Genomic DNA, 17964 nt, shown 5'->3' with positions numbered 1-17964 from the left:
CGTCAGCCGCCGGGTATCACCTATCCACGATGAAACCCGTTCAGACGGACGCACACGTGTCCGCCGAGTGTGCGCGGTTGCGTGAGGCGCTGCGTGGCGCGGCGTCGGCTCTCAAAGAGAATGGGCCGCGTTTCGCGCTGGCGGGCAGCTACGCGCTGTGGGCATACGGCGCACCCGAACCCAGCCACGATGTGGATCTGGTGGTCACCGAGGACGATGCGGCGACCGCCGCCGCGACCCTCAAAGACGCCGGATTCGCCGTCGAACACCCGCCGGAGGACTGGCTATTCAAGGCCCGCACCGGAAACACGGTCGTGGACGTGTTGCACCGGCTGAACGGCGTTCCGGTGGATCGGGCCACCCTAGACTGCGCCGAGCAGCGCGACGTGTTGGCGATATCGATGCCGGTGCTGCCGCCGACCCTGGTGGTTATCCAGAAATTGCGCGCGCTCAACGAGCACCACTGCGATTTCGCGAAGCTGCTGCCGGCCGTGCGCGCGATCCGCGAACGGTTGGACTGGGATCGCATCAGATCACGGACCGCCGACAACGACTACGCGGTCGCATTCTTGGTGCTGGCCGAGCGGCTGGGGCTGATCGACTGATCTGGCGCCAGGCTCAGTGGTTACGCAGTTTGGCGACCAGCTTGTCTTTCGTCAGGCCCGAATACCCCGAGATGCCAAGCTCTTTGGCTCTCTTCTTCAATTCCGGGACCGTCCAGTCGGCGTAGGATCCGGACTTGCCGCCCTTGCGGCCCACCGAAGACTTACCCCTACTGGCGGCCGCGTTGGAGATCCGCGCGGCCTTCTCCTTGGAGTCACCCTGCTTACGCAGTTCCTGGTACATCTCTTCGTTCTTGATCGACGATCTGGGCACGATAAACCTCCTGTGCTAGGCGGGGACGGGATCCGTCTGCCGTTGCCAGCAGCGGTGTTGGGCGAGGGCTGCGGCGAATTCGTCGACGAACCCCTCGGGAAATTCGTCGGCGGCCGCCGTGGTGGTCACGACGGCCTGGTCGCTGACGACGCTGGTGTCATCGGCGGCGGTGTCATCGGCCAGCCGGTTCTCGATGTTGGCGGCGCGGAGTAGGTCGATCCCGGCCCCGAACGCACCCACCGGCTTGAGGTGCTTGTAGGCCTCGACCACGAAGTGCACGGCGTAGCCGTCATTGGCAAGGGTCGACACCGAGCGGGGTCCGCAGGCCACCACGACGGCGTCGTAAAGGACCGACGCCATGGTGGTGAAGGCGCGGTCGACGGGCAACTGGCCGCCGGATCCGCCCTCCAGAGTTCCGCCGGCGATCGGGGCGAGGACTTCAACCATCGCACCGCGCTGCTGCATGAGCTCGATGAAGCGCTGCGTTCCGACGACGTCGACGCCGTCGGCGGCCAGCACCGCGATCTTGCGCGAGGCGATCGTGTCGGGGACGTCGGTCAGTTGGGAAAGTGCCGGCGACTCCGGCACCTCGTCGACCTGCTGGCGCTCCGGCTCGGGAAGCCCGAGCTTCGCCGCCACCTGACCCGCCAGCTCGTGGTCGATGTGGGCGAGTTGGCCCACCACCGCCGAGCGGATGTCGGGCACCTCGACCTTGCCTAGTTCGAAGGCGAACGCCGCCACGATGTGTTCGGCCTCGACCGCAGACATGCTCTTCCAGAACATCCGCGCCTGGCTGTAGTGATTCTCAAAAGACTTGGCGCGCTTGCGCATCGCAGCACCGTCGACCCGCTGGGTGTAGTGGCGGAAGACGTCGTCTTCTACTCCCGAGGCCAGCGCCGGACATCCGCTGCCCAAGGTGTTCTTGTAATAGCTGGACCGCCCCTGTGGGATCGCGTGCTGACCGTAGCCGTCCTGCTGGTTATTGAGCACCTCGGCCACCGGCCGATTGACCGGCAACTGAGCGAAGTTCGGACCGCCGAGACGGATCAGCTGGGTGTCGAGGTAGGAGAAGTTGCGGAACTGCAGCAACGGATCGTTGGTGAAGTCGATCCCCGGTACCACGTTCGCCGTGTGAAACGCCACCTGTTCGGTCTCGGCGAAAAAGTTGTCCGGGTTGCGGTTCAGCACCATCTTGCCCACGGGCCGCACCGGAACCTGTTCCTCGGGAATGATTTTCGTGGCGTCGAGAAGGTCGAAGTCGAACTTGAACTCGTCGGCCTCGGCCACTAGCTGGACACCAAGTTCCCATTCCGGGTACTGGCCCGACTCGATAGCCTCCCAAAGGTCGCGCCGGTTGTAATCGGGGTCCTTGCCTGCCACCTTCTGGCATTCGTCCCAGATCAGCGAGTGCACGCCGAGCCGCGGCTTCCAATGGAACTTCACGAAAGTGCCTTCACCGCTGTCGTTTACCAGTCGGAACGTGTGCACACCGAAGCCCTGCATCATCCGGTAGCTGCGCGGTAGCGCGCGGTCCGACATCAGCCACATGATCGCGTGCAGCGTTTCGGGCTGCAGCGAGACGAAGTCCCACAGCGTGTCGTGCGCCGATTGCGCCTGCGGAATCTCGTTGTGCGGCTCGGGTTTGACGGCGTGCACAAAGTCGGGAAACTTGATGCCGTCCTGGATGAAGAAGACCGGAAAGTTGTTGCCCACCAGGTCGTAATTGCCTTGTGCCGTATAGAATTTGGTGGCGAAGCCGCGCACGTCGCGGACGGTGTCGGCAGATCCCCGCGATCCGGCCACGGTGGAGAAGCGGACGAACACCGGGGTCCTGGTTCCGGGTGTGGTCAGAAATTTCGCCGCGGTGTACTCGGCCAGCCAGTCGTCGTACGGTTCGAAGAAGCCGTACGCGCCGGCACCGCGCGCGTGCACCACCCGCTCCGGTATGCGCTCATGGTCGAAGTGGGTGATCTTCTCCCGGGCGTGGAAATCCTCCAGCAGCGTGGGGCCTCGCTCGCCGACTGTCAGCGAATCATCGGTGCTGTCGACGCGGACGCCCTGCTGAGTGGTCAGGTATCCGGTGTCGCGGCGAACCCGGGACGGTTCCAGATCGCGCTGCTTCGGATCGGGCGTGCCGTCGGTCCCCATAGTTCCCTCCTGTGTTGCGTGGGCTGCTTGGTCTCCGGGTACCACTGATAAACCGGCGCAAACTCCGCACGTCGCGCACCTATCAACCTGCCGCAGGGTTGCCTACCCTGGAGGCGGGTAGTCGAGAGTGGTGATTCAGGCGACCGGCAACAACGGCGACCTTCGTGGGGGCGACCTTCGTGGGGGCGACCTTCGTGGGGGCGACCTTCGTGGGGTAGTGGCGATCGGTGCATCGGCGGGAGGAGTCGAAGCGCTGTCGAATCTGGCCGCCGGATTGCCGACCGATCTGCCCTACGCGTACTTGATGGCTTTGCACATTCCAGCCGGTGCACCGAGCATCCTGGCGCGCATCGTCGACCGCAGCGGGCCGCTGCCCGCGGCCGCAGCCGAAGATGGGGCGAGTCTGCAGCCGGGACACATCTATGTCGCACAGCCCGACCGGCATCTGCTCGTCGCCGATCACCGCGTGGTGTTGTCGCAGGGCCCGACCGAGAACGGACATCGGCCGGCGATCAATGCTCTATTCCGCTCGGTGGCGGTGGCTTTCGGTCCCCGCGCCGTCGGGATCCTGATGTCTGGTGTGCTCGACGACGGTGTGCTGGGGCTGGCAGCGATCCACTCGCGCGGCGGTATCACGATCGGCCAGTCACTCGACGACGCACTTTTTCCGGCGCTGCCGACCAAGGCGCGCGAAGCCGGCGTATTGGACGATGAGGCGGCCGCGGCGGACATGGGCGAAATGCTGAAAAAGCTTTCGCAGCGTGAGATCAAGGAGCCGAACATGGAACCCGACGCTCGGATGGAGCTCGAGAACCGCATCGCGATGACGCGCCGATTCTCCACCAACTTCGATACCCAGGAACTGGGTCCGGCATCGGGGTACACGTGCCCGGACTGCAACGGGTCGTTGGTTTCGATCGGCGAGGGTCATTTCCGCTGCCGCGTGGGTCACGCATGGACCCCCGACTCGCTGCTGACCGCCCGCGACGACGAAGTCGAGAACGCGCTGTGGGTCGCGCTGCGCAGCCTCCAGGAAAAGGCGAGGCTGGCCAGGCAACTCGCCGACAGCGTCGGCCATGGACCGCTCCATTCGCGCTATACCGCGCTGGCTGAGGAAACCGAAGGTGCCCTGACGGTGCTCGGCGAGCGGCTATCGGCCAGCGCCCCCCGGCCGGGTGATGTCGGTGACCCCGCGGGCTGAATTCACCGAGCCCGTCCGGGTCGACGTGGAACGGCGCGACGACGTGGCGTTCGTGGCGGTCACCGGTGTGCTGGACGGCGCTACGTACCGTGGCTTGCGCGACGCCATCATCAAGGCCGCGCTCGACGAGCCGCGCGCTGTGATCGTCGACGTCGACAACCTGTGGGTGCCGTCCGAATCCGCATGGTCGGCATTCACCAGCGCCCGCTGGCACGTCAGCGTCTGGCCGGACGTGCCGATCCTGTTGGTGTGCGAACCGGAGCGGTCGGTGCGGGCGATCACCGCCACTGGCGTGTCGCGGTATGTTCCCGTGCACCCGACCCGGCAGTCGGCGCTGGACGCCGTCCGCGATCGGTCGTTACCGCTGCGGCGGCGGGCGCGCACCCAGCTCCCCGCCACCAGGATCAGCGTCGGCCTTGCCCGCGCGATGGTTACCGATTGGCTCACCAGGTGGAACATGCGTGAGCTGATTCCAACGGCGGCGACGGTAGCGACGGTCTTCGTCGAAAACGTCCTCGCCCACACCGACAGCGCGCCGGTCCTGATCGTCGAGTCCTACAAGGACAGCGTCACGGTCGCGGTCGAGGACGGCAGTGACCGGCAGCCGGCCCGGCACGAGGATCGCGATCGAGGCGCCGACATAGTGTCCGGGCTGGCGATCGTTTCCGCGCTTTGTCGTGCGTGGCGAAGCACCCCGACGGCTTCGGGCAAGACGGTATGGGCCGTCGTCGGTCCCGAAAACAAGTTCTGACGTCGCGAGTAGTGTTCTAGCGGCAGACGCTTTCTTCGAAACGGGACCGAATGGACGGCACCACCGACGAAGCCTTCGAGGCCTTGTTGCGCTACATGCGGGATTCCCGCGGCTTCGACTTCACCGGCTACAAGCGGACGTCGCTGATGCGGCGCGTCCGTCACCGGATGGATCAGGCCGGATACACCTCGTTCGAGGAATACCTCGACGTCCTGCAGGCCAGCTCGGACGAATTCGCGTCGCTGTTCAACACCATCCTCATCAACGTCACCGCGTTCTTCCGGGATCCCGAAGCGTGGGAATTCATCAGCGCCGAGGTCATCCCGCGGATGCTGGCCGAGCGCGGTCCCGACGACCCGGTTCGGGTCTGGAGCGCGGGATGCGCGTCCGGGCAGGAGGCCTACACGTTGGCCATGCTGCTGGCGGAGGCGCTGGGTCCCGACGCGTTTCGGCAGCGGGTCAAGATCTACGCCACGGACATCGACGAGGATGCGCTCGCCGAGGCGCGCACCGCCTCGTATGACGCCAGGGCTGTCGAGTCGGTGCCGCAGGATCTGTTGGCGCGCTATTTCGAACAGTTCAACGGCCGCTACATATTTCACAAGGATTTGCGCCGTGCGGTGATATTCGGTCGCAACGACCTTGTGAAGGATGCGCCGATCTCCCGCGTCGACTTGCTGGTATGTCGTAATACATTGATGTACCTCAACGCCGAGACTCAGCGAAACGTCTTGGGGCGCCTGCATTTTGCGCTGGGTCCGCAGGGCACGCTGTTCCTCGGCCACGCCGAGATGCTGCTGAGCCACGGTGACCGGTTCACCCCGCTGAACCTGAAGAACCGGATCTTCCGCAAGGCCGCGGGGACCCACAACGGGATAGAACGCTACGATCCGGCCGCGGCGTTCTACGACCGACACGGCGAGATGCCGGGCCTTACGACGGTGCGCGACTTGGCCTTTCGCGCCAGCCCGGTTGCGCAGATCGTGGTCACCGGCGAAGACACCGTGGCGATGATCAACCAGCAGGCGGAGACCGTCTTCGGCCTATCGGCTCGCGACATCGGCCGGCTGCTGCGTGACCTGGAAGTGTCGTATCGTCCGGTCGAGCTGCGGGCCTACCTGGAGCAGGCCAAGGTGGAGCGACGTTCAGCGCGGATTCCCGACGTCAAATGGCAACGGCCGGGCGCCGAAACGGTGTGGTTCGAGATCCATGTCAACCCGCTCGTCGACGCCGAAAACGGCCTGCTCGGGGTTTCCATCGTGTTCTTCGACGTCACCGCGACGCGCGCGCTGCTGGACAAGGTCGTGCAGACCAACCGCCAGCTCGAGGCGGCCTACGAAGAACTGCAATCCACCAACGAGGAGCTGGAGACGACCAACGAGGAACTGCAGTCCACGGTGGAGGAGCTCGAGACCACCAACGAGGAATTGCAGTCCACCAACGAAGAACTCGAGACGATGAACGAGGAGTTGCAGTCCACGAACGACGAACTGCACACCATCAACGAAACGCTGCGCGAACGCAGCGTGGAACTCGACGACGCCAAGAACTTCCTGGATTCGCTGATCAATTCCGTCCAGCTGGGAATGGTCGTGGTCGACCGGGAAATGCGGGTGGTGGTCTGGAACCGTGGCTGCGAGGACCTATGGGGCCTGCGGGCCGACGAAACGACGGGCTCGAAATTGACCGGGCTGGACATCGGCTTGCCCATCGAAACGGTGCGTCCGCTGATCGGCAACGCGTTTGTCGACTCCGATACCTCCAGTCAGACGGTGGTGGACGCGATCAACCGGCGCGGCCGGCCCGCGCAAGTACGGGTCACCTGCACGCCGTTCCGCTCGCCGGGGGGAGACGTCGGCGGGGCGCTGCTACTGATGGAGGTTGTGGGCTAGGCGGGGCCGTCAGTGCCCGGGTCAGTGTCCGCGTCAGCGCCCCCACCTCAATGTCCCCATTCCGCGGCCGCGCGTGAGGCGGCCTGGTGCGCCAGTTGCGCGCGGCGCAACGACTCTTGGGCCCTGCGCCGCGCGATGGCCACCGTCTCCGCGCTGGGGCCGAGACCCGCGGACAGCTCCTCGCGTCTGCGCCGGAGTTCCATCGCACGCAGCCGGGCGGTTTCGGCGCGCGCGGCCGCGCTGTTGGGGGCCTGGATTTCCTGAATTGTTTCGGCAGCGTCGGCGGTCCGGCCGGCAGTGCCGGAACCGCTGAGGCTGCCGCTAGTGGAGCCGCCCGGCAGTGGCGCGCCTCCGACGACGTCGGCCAGGACCCCGCCGATCTCGTGGATCGGCAGCACCAGGTCAGCGCCGGCCTCGGCGGCGGCCATCGGCATCGAGGGGTAGTCGGCGGTGTCGGGGCTCTGCGCGATCACGATGCCGCCGGCTCGCTTCATCGCAGCGGTGCCCACGGCCCCGTCGCGGCCGGAGCCCGACAACACCACCGCTAATCCCCGGGGCCCATACGAGCGCGCCACCGAGGTCAGCAGCACGTCGAAGGGCCGGTCGACCCGCTCCCGCACTTTGTGCAGACAGCAGGAACCGTCGCGCCCCAGCTCCATGTGCATTTCCGGCGGGCACACGACCACCTGCCCCGGTTCGAGCGCCTGCCCGTCGGACGCCCAGCCCACCCGATGCTCCGTTGACCTGGCCAGGATCGTGGGCAGCACGCTCGAAGACCCGCCGAGATGCTGCTGCACGACGACGGCCGCGGGAAACTCGGGCGGCAGATCGTGCAGGACCACCGACAACGCGTCCAAGCCACCCGCTGAGGCGAGCAGCACCACCAGCTCAACAGCCGTGGCTTGCGTTGTCACCAATCCAGTGTCCACCCGGCAGCGGCCTACGGCAGTCCCGGCGGCGAAGCGCCCCTTTCCGGCCCCTTTCCGGCCCTTTTCCGGCCCCTTTCTGGCCCCTTTCTGGTCCCTTCCTGCCTGCGGTGTATCCACCATCCGAAGCGCTCGGGCCAGCAGACGAAGTACCGGGCAGGCTGAGTTTCGCCGATACCGCGCGCTGGGTACGGATTTATTGCGTTCATTGCGCGCGTGCTGGCCAGAGCGACCGAAGGGATCCCCGAACCCCGAAGGGAATCTGCGGTGAAGATTGCAATCGTCGGCGGTGACGACTTCGTTGGTGACGACGCCGGGCGGCTGTGCGCCGCGCTTGCAGACCAGGGGCATGACGCCACCGCTTACGTGCGGCAATCGGATCGGCCATCGGATCGATGCCCTGGAGAGGTCGGCGCCGACCGGCGCTATCGGGCCGTCGGGCTACCGGTCGGCCCCGCGAGCGTGGCCAAAGACGCCGACCTGTTGCCGTTCGTCGGCGAGTGGGCGGCCGAACTCGAGCGGCTATGGTCCGCGGATCGACCGGACATCGTGCACGCATATGGGTGGCTGGGCGGGCTAGCGGCTCAGCTGGCCGCGAGACGACAAGACCTACCAACCGTTCAGACCTTCGGGCCACTGGTGTCGTTTCCGCAATCCGCGCGGTCCGGCGGCGGCAAGCGCAAAGTCACTCGGGTCACTGAGCGCGAACGCATCGAGCCGCTCTTGGCGCGCAATGCGAACTGGGTGACCGTCGAGAGCAGCGCCGATGTCTCTGCGCTGGCCAGGCTGCGCCGCAGTCGCGCGCGAGTCTCCGTCCTGGCGAGCGGGGTCGACGTCGAGCAGTACACCTCGGTGGGTCCGGTGCTCGGCCGTGCCAATCTGCATCGCGTTCTATGTATGGCGTCGAACCCGTTGCCGGACAACGGATTCGACATCGTGATTGGCGTGATGCCAAGAGTTCCGGGCACCGAGCTTGTGGTCGCGGAGACAGATGTCACCGACCGTGCCGCCGACCGCAACCACACCAAGGCGCGCAACCGTCTCAAACGCCTTGCCGCAGAATTGGGGGTGGCCGATCGCGTGCACTTCGTCGGCACCGTCTCCGGCGACGAGCTACCGATGATGGTGCGATCCGCCGATGTTCTCGTGTGCACACCTCGGCAGCCACCGCGTGCGACCTCGGCTTTAGCGGCCATGGCCAGCGGGGTGGCGGTGGTTGCGTTGCCGGTCGGCGCGTTGATCGACGTGGTTGTGGATTCGGTAACCGGGTTGATGTTGGATCACCCCAACGAATTGGCTGCGGTTTTGAGAAACCTTCTGGCACATGACTTTCAGTGCCGGAGCATGGGTGCCGCGGGTCGCAGCCGGGTAGAGTCGCGCTTCACCTGGGACCGGGTCGCGCTCGACGCGCTGAACATATACCGGCAGCTCGGTGCCGAATACGCGCCGATGCGATCTTTGCAGCCGACGGGTACACCGTGACTACGCCCTGACTTTGTGGGCGGCGGGCGAGGTGCGTTGTAGTCTGGGATAGGCCGCGATGCCGAGTCCTACAATGACGAGCATCACCGAAAACATAGCTTCCGGCCCCGTCCTGGGCCCAGCCGGTGAGTTCGGCGCGGTCCACGTTGACCTGCACAACGCAGATCATGCCGGTCCAGCCCGCGCCCATGACGTCGATCCCGGCGCCATGCACGCCCCGGCGGCCGTCCGGTACGAGCAATTCCGCACCGGCGATCCCGTTGCGGCGACTCGATTCTTCGCGGACGCCTACACACCGGGCTGGCTGATCACCGGCCTAACTGGGGGCTCGACCGTCGCCCATCGGCGGAGTGAAGCGGCTGCGCTGAGTTTCGACGAGGTGACGATTCAGGGTCGGATGGCGTGCAAGATTCCACCCGGCGACTCCGTGCTGGTGATCCAGCCCCGGGCCGGATCGTTGTCGGTGACCGGTGGTCCGCTGCCGATCGGGGACTCACCGCTGCTGATAGCCCACGGCATGTCCTGCGTGCTGCACGTGAACGGCGCGCGCTTCGACGTCGTCACCGTCGGGGCCGAGGCGCTGCGCAAGGTCGCCGCTGACCGGCTTACTCCGGTACCGCAGCACATTCGGTTCCTCAGCTGGCGCCCACGCTCGGGCGCCGCCGTGCGCGCGTGGCATCGAGCGCTGGATTACGTGACCGCCACCCTTGCTTCGCCGGATACCGTCCACCAACCGTTAATCGCCGCGGCGGCGGCGCCCCTGCTGGCCACGGCGCTGCTCGAGTGCTACCCGTCGAACGTCACCCTGCAGCAGGACCTGCTAAGCGACCCGGCGGTGCCGGGCACGCTGAAAGACGCGGTGAAATTCATCCATCGCCACGCCGCCGGTGACGTCGGCGTGACCGACGTCGCGGCCGCGGTGCATCTGACGCCCCGCGCGGTGCAATACCTCTTCCGACAGCGGCTCGACACCACCCCGACTGAGTATCTGCGTCGCGTTCGGCTGCACCGCGCGCACCAAGACTTGATGAATCGCGACCGTTCCGAGACCACCGTCACCGAGGTTGCGCAGCGTTGGGGCTTTGCCCACACGGGCCGGTTCGCGGTGCTCTATCGGCAGACCTACGGCCAGAGCCCACACACGACGCTCAATCAATGAGCTGACTGCAAGCCGAAAAACGAAGCGGATCAGGGGTTCCGAGCCAGGAAACGAAGGCTCCGCGGCTGCTCGGGCAGGCCGAACAAACCCGGAATAGCCTGTGCGGCAGATTGTTCGGCCCTGGCCGGCGAATTGCGCGGCCTCGTTGCGGCATCGCTCTATGCGGTCGCCGGCGTACGCTATACCTCAAGTTGAGTCCACAGCTACCCGTTCACCCGGGTCATCGTCACCACGCTTGATGGGCGCAATCACATGGCTGCCTTCGCCTTCTCCGCACCGGATCTCCACAGACCAGACCTGATCGATTGTGCCGGGGCGCAACTGTGGGTACACACGCGGGGCCTAGCCACCGTCGTACGCGTCGGCGGCGAAATCGACGCGTCGAACGCCGACTTGGTATCCCGGGCGATCCGCCGCATCGAGCGGCCGGACGTTCCACTGATTCTCGATCTGCGTCACCTCGACTTTCTCGATGTAGCCGGCCTTCGCGCGCTGATCACCCTCAATCACGAAAACCAAGAAGCCAGGTTGCGGTGCGACATGGTCAGCGGTCCGACGCTGCGTCGGCTCACCCGAGTCGTGGCCGACCACGGCTTGCCTCTCGTCGATTCGGTTCCCGAAGCCCTGCAGCTCGTTGAAGAATCGCAGCACACTTGAACGAAAAACCCTCGTAAGCAAAGCTTTACGACGGACCCTGCCGGCATGGGTCGAATGGCGTCTAGCATGTGGTCATGGTCGAGATTCATTTGGAGCGGACGATCGCGGCGCCGGTGGACCAGGTCTTCGACTGGCTGGCCGACCCGGCCAACCTGGCGGCCGCTCCGCTCGTCCTCAAGGCCGGTTACGCGAAGGACTCTGCGGCGCCCGGCGCGGGTGCGGTGCGCGAGGTGGTCGGGCTTGGCACGTGGTTTCGCGAAGAGATCACGGCCTACGATCGGCCGCACACCTATTCGTACCTCATCGTCCGGTCGTTCCCGCCGTTCGACCACGAGGGCGGCACGCTGACGTTCACGTCTTCGGGCACGTCTTCGGGCATGTCTTTGGGTGGTGGCACTCACGTCGACTGGCTGACCAACTACACCCATCCGGCGGTGGCCGGCGGCAAGGTGCTGGAGGCGATCAGCTATCGGCTGCTGCGTTCCAGCTTCCTCGCGATCCTCAACGCCTGCGCCGTGGCGCTGGAGCGGTAGTCACGAATTGTGGTGCGGGACTGCCTAATTCAACAATAACCGTCATGTCCCGATCTTCACCCGCTGCATCAACTGGCCGGCGGCGTAGCGGCCGCTGAACACGGCGCCGGTGACGGTGGACGGATTGTTGACGCCGACGGCCTCGCCCGCGAGATATAGCCGGTCGCCGATCGGCTCCTGCAGCTGCCGCCGGTCGTCGAGGCCGGAGCCGGGTGCGTGAAACGAGTAGGCGCCGCGGGCGTACGGGTCGGCGGACCACGCCGAGGTCGCGACGTCAACCGGCGAGACGTCGTCGCCGAACAGTTGCCGGGCGACGGGCAGCGCGCCGGCCATAAGATCGGTCGGTGAGGACGACTCCACCGCGCGGCCACGATCACCGGCATTGAACGCCAACACAATCGGCCCCGAGGAGCTCGGCAGGGTGAACCATTGCGCCCACGCGCCGGGGTCGGTCCCCAGGTACAGGTAGAAGGCGTTCTCCGCGTCCCAGGTGCGCCGGCTGAACCGGAAGTAGCTCTTGGACAGCACGCCGAACCCGAGCGCGTCGATCGCGTGGGCGTGTCCGTCGGGAAGGCGCGGATCGAAGGTGATCGCACCGGATTTCAGCACGCCGAGGGGAACCGTGACTATCGCGGCGGGTCCCTCGAAGGAGCGGTCTTTCGTGCGCACGACGACGGAGCGGTCTCGTCGCACGATCGCGGTGACCGGGCTATTCAGCCGGATCTGCAGCCCGTCGGCCAGTAGCCGAGGCAGGGCGTCATAGCCGGTTGTGACCACGTCCTGGTCGCCGCTGCAGTAGTCGCCCTTGTCAAATGTCTTGGCGGACAGCTGATCAGCGCCGGCCGCGTACTCGTCCTCGATCTCGGTGGCGACGAAAAATGCCAACTGGGCGCGCTCGGACTCGGAAAGGTCCGCGGCAGCGGCGTGGACGGCGGTGCCGAGACTTCCGCCGTCGACATCGTCGCGGGCCTGGTCGACGAACGCGCGCCAGTGCCGTGGGTGGTAGTCCAGCGGCGGCAGCCGCGGATCAACCGCGAGCTTCGCCCATCCGTGATAGTCGGTCGGAACATGTTGTGCCTGCGCCCGCCGTGCCAGCTCCGTCAGCGGGTTGTTCGTCGTGCCGTGGATCCACGACGCGCCCATCTCGAGCGGTGCGCCCCAATTGCGGTTCGTGTACACCCTGCCGCCGATGCGATCGCGGGCTTCGATCACGCGCACCGGCCACCCCGCGTCGGCGAGGCTGCGCGCGGCGGACAAACCCGCCATCCCCGCACCGACGATGAGGACGGAGTTGGTGTCCGATCTGGTGTCCGATCTGGTGTCCGGTGGCGACGGGGCATCCGACGCGCAGGCGGCCGCCAGCGTCCCCCCGACCACGCTCGTCGTGGCCGCCAAGAACTCCCGACGCGACATCGGGGACACGTTGGTCAGCGTCTCATACCCTGCGTGATTTGATCCCGGGATTTGTTGGACGGGATTTGTTGGACGGGCGTCCGAAATTTTCGGCATATATTTGGCCGATTCCGGCAAGTCCGTCGTTGATTCCACGTAAACTCGGTCACATCCAGGGTGCGGCAACGGGGCCGTGTTCGAGGGGGGAGCAGCGATGAGTGCTCGACAAGCGACTAGCGCGATTCACCGGCTGCCGGATGCACTGCCCCCGAGCCGTACTCTGACCGTCCGCGCGGCGGACGGCACCCCGCTGCACACGGAGGTCTTCGGGCCGCCCGACGGCTATCCGATTGTTCTGACGCACGGCATCACCTGCGCGATACGCGCGTGGACGTACCAGATCGCCGACCTCGCCTCCGACTATCGGGTGATCGCCTTCGACCATCGCGGCCACGGCCGCAGCGGTGTGCCCAAGGGCAAGGGGCGCGGCGGCTACAGCCTCGAACACCTTGCGTCCGACCTGAATTCGGTGCTGGAGGCGACGTTGGCGCCGCACGAGCGTGCGGTGCTGGCGGGGCACTCGATGGGTGGCATCACCATCGCCGCCTGGTCGGCGCACTACCGCGACAGGGTTCGCCAGCGCGCCGACGCGGTCGCGCTGATCAACACCACCACCGGGGACTTGGTGCGCGAAGTGAAGCTGATGTCGGTCCCCAGGGAACTGCGCGGATTTTCGGAGGCCCGCGTCATGGCCGCGCGCGGACTGATCGGCGCGTTCGGCGGGTTTCCGGTACCCACGGCGGCCCGGATCGCGAGTCGCTACCTGGTTGCGATGCTGGCGGTCGGCAGGGACGCCGACCCGAGCGCCGCGCGGCTCATCTACGAGCTGTTCGCTCGCACATCACCGGCGGGGCGCGGCGGCTGCGCGAAGATGCTCGTGGATGCCCTGGGTTCGCGTTACCTCGAGTTGGATGGATTGACCGTGCCCACGTTGGTCATCGGCAGCGAACGCGATCGCCTGACGCCGATCGGTCAGTCCCGCAGGATCGCGCGCACCGCGCCCAACGTCGTCGGCCTTGTCGAGTTGCCGGGTGGGCACTGCTCGATGCTGGAACACCCCCGCGAGGTGAACGGTCAGCTGCGAACGCTGGCCGAATCGGTAGCCCGCGAGGTGCCCGCCCGCGAGGTACAGCTGAGTTCATAGCAGGTCGGCTCATAGCAGCTGGGCGGTGATCTCCGCGGCCGCCCGCTGGCCCGACCGGACGGCGCCGTCGAGAAATCCGGTCCACTCGTCCGCGGTCTCGGTGCCAGCCCAGTGAATCGGGCCGACGGGCTCGCGCAACCACGGACCGTATCGCGTCCACGACCCGGGTGGCACGGCCGCAGTCGGGCCGCCGGGCGCGAAATACTCTGCGCCCCAACGGTGATCGACATAGTCGAGCGGTTTGAGCGCCTCGTCGCCGAACAGGCTGGCGAAGCAGCGCAACGCATCGCGGCGGCGTTGGTCGGTGGGTAGCGAGTCGAATGCGCGGGCGTCGACGAACCCCATCAAGATGCCGGGGCCGTCGGCGTGCGGGCTGACGTCGAAAGTGATGAACACCGGGCCCTCGTCGGACAGCGCCTGGCCGGAGAAGCCGTTTTCCCGCCAGAACGGCGTGGAGTAGGCGGCGTAGGCCTTGCTGAGCCGGCCCTGCGGCCAATTCTTGGCCAGCTCGGTGTACTCGGGCGGCAGCGGGGGAGCGAATTCGATGGATGCGCGATGGGCCGGGGGGATGGCGACGATGACGAACCCGGCCTCGGTCTGGCCGCGCTCGGAGGACACCGTCACGCCGGCACCGTGTCTTTCGATCCGGCGCACCGGCGCGTTGAGCATTACCCGGTCGCCCAGTTCGGCGGCCGCCGCCTCGGCGATCTGCTGGGTGCCGCCCGGGAAACGGTCCTGCTGGGCACCGTTTTCGACGTCGAGCAGCCGGTCCAGGCCGCCGGCGGCGTGCGTGTAGCGGGCGGCGTGCAACATCGACACGTCGTCGGGTTCGCAGCCCCAGGTCACCCGCGCCATGATGGCGAGCAGGTCGCGGGACGAGGCGGTGGCGCGCATCGCGCGCAGCCACTCGCCGAGCGAGAGGTCGTCGAGCTCGCGGGCGCGGCGCGCGTCCCAGGGGGCTGCCAGCGGGATGCTGCGCGCAATTCTGTCGAATTGCCAACGCAGCCTGGCGATGTCGATCAGCCCGGTCAGTGAGAGCTTGGGGATGGTGCCGCGGTAGGAACGCGCCCAGCCGCGCCAGTGGATCACGTTCTTGCCGTCGTGGTGCGTCGGCGCGGTCGAGACGTCGAGCTCGGCCGCCAGCGCAAGGACCGCGTCCTGGGTTGGGCCGACGAAGGTGCCGCCTAGATCGGCGGGCAATCCCGCGACGCTGCCGGTGAACGAGCGCCCGCCGACCCGGTCGCGGCCCTCGAAGACCAGCACATCATGACCCTGTCGCGCCAGCTCCCGCGCTGCGGTCAACCCGGCAAAGCCGGCCCCTACCACGACGACGTCGACAATCCGGGGAGGGTCGGTCACGGGCTCTAGTCAACCGCATTTTGACGCGTTCGTAGCATAATTCTGGATTCGCGGTTACGGGGCGACCGTTAACCAGTCCTTGAAACCCGACGGGTCGTGGCGGCCCAGCGCACCGTGCTCGTAGAGGCCCCAGCCCTCGACCGGTTCCCCGTCGCCGTCGCGGCACAGCGCACGCCCGACATGGTCGATCACGCCGAAGCCGGAGCGCCCGATGATCGCCGGGTCGGTCATGTCGTATGTCAGGCGTTCGACGAACTTTTCGCCTTTCCACATGCCGTGCAGCCAGTCCGAATCGCCGCCGTATCCGCCGCCCACGTGGATGGGCACCGGCAGCTTGGATTCCACGTCGAAGTGGACCGGGGTGCCGTCGGGCGCGGTCGCGTCGATGGTGGCGCCGGTCGGGATGCGGGTACCGGAGCGGTAGTGAATCTTGACCCGCGGCCAGCCCAGCTGTTCGACCCTGCCGTCGCGCCACACCCTGGTGCAATCGTTGAGCGAACGGAACCCGTCGGGCGCCTCCTGGATGATCAGCACGATCGCGAACTCGTCGAAGGCCATCGGCACGTAGAGCCACCACATGCCCTCGAATGGCGGGTCGGCGGGCCGGCCGGCCGGCTCGGGTTCGCCGATCGGCCGGATGCCCCAGGACCGGTCGCGGCTGCCGAGCCAGGTCGCGGGGTCGACGGCGATCTCCTGCCCGTCGATGGCGATGTGGCCGCTCCAGGAGCCGAGCTGGGCGAAGCGCTGCGCGTCCAGCGTCACCCGGTTGCCGGAGCGCATCAGGTGCGGCTGTTCCTGGACGACGTCGAACAGGCCTTCCCAGGTGAGATCGGCTGCGATGCCTTCGGTTTCGTTGAGGACCAGCCGGAGTTTGTGCAGCGGCTCGATCACCTCGATCCGGTAGCCGTTGACGTTCTGGTTGAGCCGGTCCTGGTCGATGGCGTCGGACAGGTGCACCGCGGTCTGCGTGTCGCCGCGCCGGACGAGAAAGAACGCATCCTTGACCCCAAGGTTGGGGTAGTAGCCGATGCCGCTGATCACGAAGATGTCCCCGGTGCGGTCGTGGGCGTTGAAGTAGGAGCGGTCGTAGAAGTTGCGGTCCGAGGAACCCGCCCACGCGATCGGCTGGGGAACCTGATGTAGGGGGAACTCGTCGAGCGGGCCTAGCATTATTGATCCTCTCCGATTGAACCCTCACCGATTAGACCCTCGCCGATTAGACCTTCGTCGATTAAACGTCTCATCAATCCGGCGTGGTAGAACAGCGATTCGACGTCGTCGGGTTTTTCGGTTTCGCCGAAGTGCACTCGTCGCGCACCGGTGCGCATGAACACAACGGCCCACATCACCCCCGAGTAGACGTAGAACCAATGCAGGTCGCCCACGTCGACGCCGGTGAGTCGCTCATAGGTGGCACGGACGTCGTCCTCACGCATCACCTCGGGCAGGCCCGGCAGCGTCGCTAGCCCGGCGAGCTCTTGAAACACCATGTGCGCGAATATCATCCAGGCAACGTCGAGCTCCCGTGGGCCCAGCGTCACCATCTCCCAATCCAGCACCGCCACCGGGGCAAAGTCGCGGTACAGCACGTTGCCCACCCGCGCGTCACCCCACAGCAGCACGGGCTCTCGCGCGTCCACCTCGTGCGGCCAGTTGTGCTCGAGCCACTCGAAAGTCCGCTCCAGCAGCGGCGATGCGCCGATGTCGGGCACTGCGAAGTCGTACCACGCCCGCACCCAATTGAAGTGCCCCCGCAGCGCGGTATCGCCACCTTGAGAGAGAAAACCAAATGTCTTCTGGGCGTTCGGGATTGCGTGCAACTTGGCCAGCACGCCGACGGTGGCGTCCTGCAGCTCGCGCTGCCGCTCGGCGGGCGCATCGGCGAACCAATTGCCGCCGAAGGTGTAGGGCATGACGTCCGGCGGGACCTCGCCGTCGACGTAGTCCATGAGGAAGAAGGGTGTGCCCAGAACCTCTCCGGTGGGCTCGAGCCAGCGCACGCGGGGGACCGGGACATCGGTGAGTTCGCCGACCTTGCGGATGACTTCGAATTGGTGGTCCAGGCGATAGGTCGGAAAGACCTGCACGTCTTCGGCGCTGGGCGCCACCCGCGCCACGAGTTTCTGCTCGATCGGCTGCCCGTCCTGCTGCCAGCGGGCAGAGAGGATGATCGTTTCCGACGACATGCCCGTGGCGTCGACGCCGCTCTCCACGGTCACCTCGGGTTTCGCCCCGTCGGGCAGCACGGTCGACAGCCACTGCGCCATCACCGCGGGCAGCGTGGTGACGTCGCGGCTGGATCGCTGAAGTCGATCGACTTTGTCCAGCACGGGTTCATTCGACACGGGTGCTTCCATTCTTCTGCTGATACTTCTGCTTCCATT

Annotated in this window: 16 protein-coding genes; 8 read left to right on the top strand and 8 right to left on the bottom strand. The window is 66.5% G+C overall.

What is annotated here, in order from left to right; translation table 11 throughout:
• Nucleotides 1–29: 29 nt before the first annotated feature.
• Nucleotides 30–605, top strand: a complete 576-nt coding sequence (locus A5744_RS21880) for a nucleotidyltransferase (protein WP_076064468.1) — start codon at nt 30–32, stop codon at nt 603–605.
• Nucleotides 606–618: 13 nt separating this feature from the next.
• On the opposite strand, the gene A5744_RS21875 is transcribed toward A5744_RS21880, so the two are convergent.
• Both A5744_RS21875 and A5744_RS21870 read right to left on the bottom strand, forming a co-directional pair.
• Nucleotides 619–876 carry a Rho termination factor N-terminal domain-containing protein gene (locus tag A5744_RS21875; RefSeq protein ID WP_076064467.1) on the bottom strand — a complete coding sequence of 86 codons (258 nt, stop codon included), beginning with the start codon at nt 874–876 and terminating at the stop codon, nt 619–621.
• A gap of 15 nt (nt 877–891) precedes the next feature.
• Complete coding sequence (locus A5744_RS21870) at nt 892–3024, bottom strand: catalase (protein ID WP_076064466.1); 2133 nt, start codon at nt 3022–3024, stop codon at nt 892–894.
• Between the two features lie 217 nt (nt 3025–3241).
• Here A5744_RS21870 and A5744_RS21865 point away from each other — a divergent pair, with 217 nt between their 5' ends.
• Genes A5744_RS21865 through A5744_RS21855 form a run of 3 tightly spaced genes read left to right on the top strand, consistent with a single transcriptional unit; the run spans nt 3242 to nt 6868 of the window.
• Nucleotides 3242–4225, top strand: a complete 984-nt coding sequence (locus tag A5744_RS21865; RefSeq protein WP_076064465.1) for a chemotaxis protein CheB — start codon at nt 3242–3244, stop codon at nt 4223–4225.
• On the top strand, nt 4209–4976 hold the full coding sequence (locus tag A5744_RS21860) for an STAS domain-containing protein (RefSeq protein ID WP_240563149.1): 768 nt from the start codon (nt 4209–4211) through the stop codon (nt 4974–4976). The genes A5744_RS21865 and A5744_RS21860 overlap by 17 nt, the downstream gene beginning before the upstream one ends.
• A 50-nt stretch (nt 4977–5026) precedes the next feature.
• A complete protein-coding gene (locus A5744_RS21855; protein ID WP_076064463.1) occupies nt 5027–6868 on the top strand; it encodes a CheR family methyltransferase in 1842 nt (613 codons plus the stop codon).
• A 47-nt stretch (nt 6869–6915) separates the two neighbouring features.
• Here A5744_RS21855 and A5744_RS21850 read toward each other — a convergent pair whose 3' ends face one another.
• Nucleotides 6916–7782 (bottom strand): chemotaxis protein CheB, encoded by an 867-nt coding sequence (locus A5744_RS21850; RefSeq protein ID WP_240563147.1) that lies wholly within the window; start codon nt 7780–7782, stop codon nt 6916–6918.
• Between the two features lie 279 nt (nt 7783–8061).
• Between A5744_RS21850 and A5744_RS21845 the strand changes: the two genes are divergently transcribed.
• Together A5744_RS21845 and A5744_RS21840 are read left to right on the top strand one after the other, a co-directional pair.
• Nucleotides 8062–9276 carry a glycosyltransferase gene (locus A5744_RS21845; protein ID WP_076064461.1) on the top strand — a complete coding sequence of 405 codons (1215 nt, stop codon included), beginning with the start codon at nt 8062–8064 and terminating at the stop codon, nt 9274–9276.
• Between the two features lie 73 nt (nt 9277–9349).
• Nucleotides 9350–10435, top strand: a complete 1086-nt coding sequence (locus A5744_RS21840; RefSeq protein ID WP_139331456.1) for a helix-turn-helix transcriptional regulator — start codon at nt 9350–9352, stop codon at nt 10433–10435.
• Nucleotides 10436–10777: 342 nt separating this feature from the next.
• Here the strand turns inward: A5744_RS21840 and A5744_RS25150 are convergent, their stop codons facing one another.
• Complete coding sequence (locus tag A5744_RS25150) at nt 10778–11086, bottom strand: hypothetical protein (RefSeq protein ID WP_240563145.1); 309 nt, start codon at nt 11084–11086, stop codon at nt 10778–10780.
• A gap of 80 nt (nt 11087–11166) precedes the next feature.
• On the opposite strand from A5744_RS25150, the gene A5744_RS21830 reads away from it, so the two are divergent.
• Nucleotides 11167–11625 (top strand): SRPBCC family protein, encoded by a 459-nt coding sequence (locus tag A5744_RS21830; RefSeq protein ID WP_076064544.1) that lies wholly within the window; start codon nt 11167–11169, stop codon nt 11623–11625.
• A gap of 42 nt (nt 11626–11667) precedes the next feature.
• On the opposite strand, the gene A5744_RS21825 is transcribed toward A5744_RS21830, so the two are convergent.
• On the bottom strand, nt 11668–13047 hold the full coding sequence (locus A5744_RS21825) for an NAD(P)/FAD-dependent oxidoreductase (protein WP_076064458.1): 1380 nt from the start codon (nt 13045–13047) through the stop codon (nt 11668–11670).
• Nucleotides 13048–13231: 184 nt separating this feature from the next.
• On the opposite strand from A5744_RS21825, the gene A5744_RS21820 reads away from it, so the two are divergent.
• Nucleotides 13232–14221, top strand: a complete 990-nt coding sequence (locus A5744_RS21820; protein ID WP_076064457.1) for an alpha/beta hydrolase — start codon at nt 13232–13234, stop codon at nt 14219–14221.
• Nucleotides 14222–14230: 9 nt separating this feature from the next.
• Here the strand turns inward: A5744_RS21820 and A5744_RS21815 are convergent, their stop codons facing one another.
• Genes A5744_RS21815 through A5744_RS21805 form a run of 3 tightly spaced genes read right to left on the bottom strand, consistent with a single transcriptional unit; the run spans nt 14231 to nt 17925 of the window.
• Nucleotides 14231–15580, bottom strand: a complete 1350-nt coding sequence (locus tag A5744_RS21815; RefSeq protein WP_076064456.1) for a flavin monoamine oxidase family protein — start codon at nt 15578–15580, stop codon at nt 14231–14233.
• Nucleotides 15581–15634: 54 nt separating this feature from the next.
• Nucleotides 15635–16750, bottom strand: a complete 1116-nt coding sequence (locus A5744_RS21810) for a hypothetical protein (RefSeq protein ID WP_076064455.1) — start codon at nt 16748–16750, stop codon at nt 15635–15637.
• Nucleotides 16750–17925, bottom strand: coding sequence for a phosphotransferase family protein (locus tag A5744_RS21805; protein WP_076064543.1), 1176 nt, complete (start codon nt 17923–17925; stop codon nt 16750–16752). The genes A5744_RS21810 and A5744_RS21805 overlap by 1 nt, the downstream gene beginning before the upstream one ends.
• Nucleotides 17926–17964: the final 39 nt, after the last annotated feature.

Origin of the sequence: Mycobacterium sp. IS-1264 (genome assembly GCF_001954195.1) — a bacterium.
GTDB lineage: Bacteria > Actinomycetota > Actinomycetes > Mycobacteriales > Mycobacteriaceae > Mycobacterium.
Note: the sequence above shows the minus strand (reverse complement) of the source record. Positions and strands in the feature narration are given on the sequence as shown.

Bases quoted from the DNA above. Each gene is read 5' to 3' on its own strand.
- A5744_RS21880 (WP_076064468.1), top strand. From the start codon at position 30: ATGAAACCCGTTCAGACGGACGCACACGTGTCCGCCGAGTGTGCGCGG.
- A5744_RS21870 (WP_076064466.1), bottom strand. From the start codon at position 3,024: ATGGGGACCGACGGCACGCCCGATCCGAAGCAGCGCGATCTGGAACCG.
- A5744_RS21855 (WP_076064463.1), top strand. From the start codon at position 5,027: ATGGACGGCACCACCGACGAAGCCTTCGAGGCCTTGTTGCGCTACATG.
- A5744_RS21840 (WP_139331456.1), top strand. From the start codon at position 9,350: ATGACGAGCATCACCGAAAACATAGCTTCCGGCCCCGTCCTGGGCCCA.
- A5744_RS21830 (WP_076064544.1), top strand. From the start codon at position 11,167: ATGGTCGAGATTCATTTGGAGCGGACGATCGCGGCGCCGGTGGACCAG.
- A5744_RS21820 (WP_076064457.1), top strand. From the start codon at position 13,232: ATGAGTGCTCGACAAGCGACTAGCGCGATTCACCGGCTGCCGGATGCA.
- A5744_RS21810 (WP_076064455.1), bottom strand. From the start codon at position 16,750: ATGCTAGGCCCGCTCGACGAGTTCCCCCTACATCAGGTTCCCCAGCCG.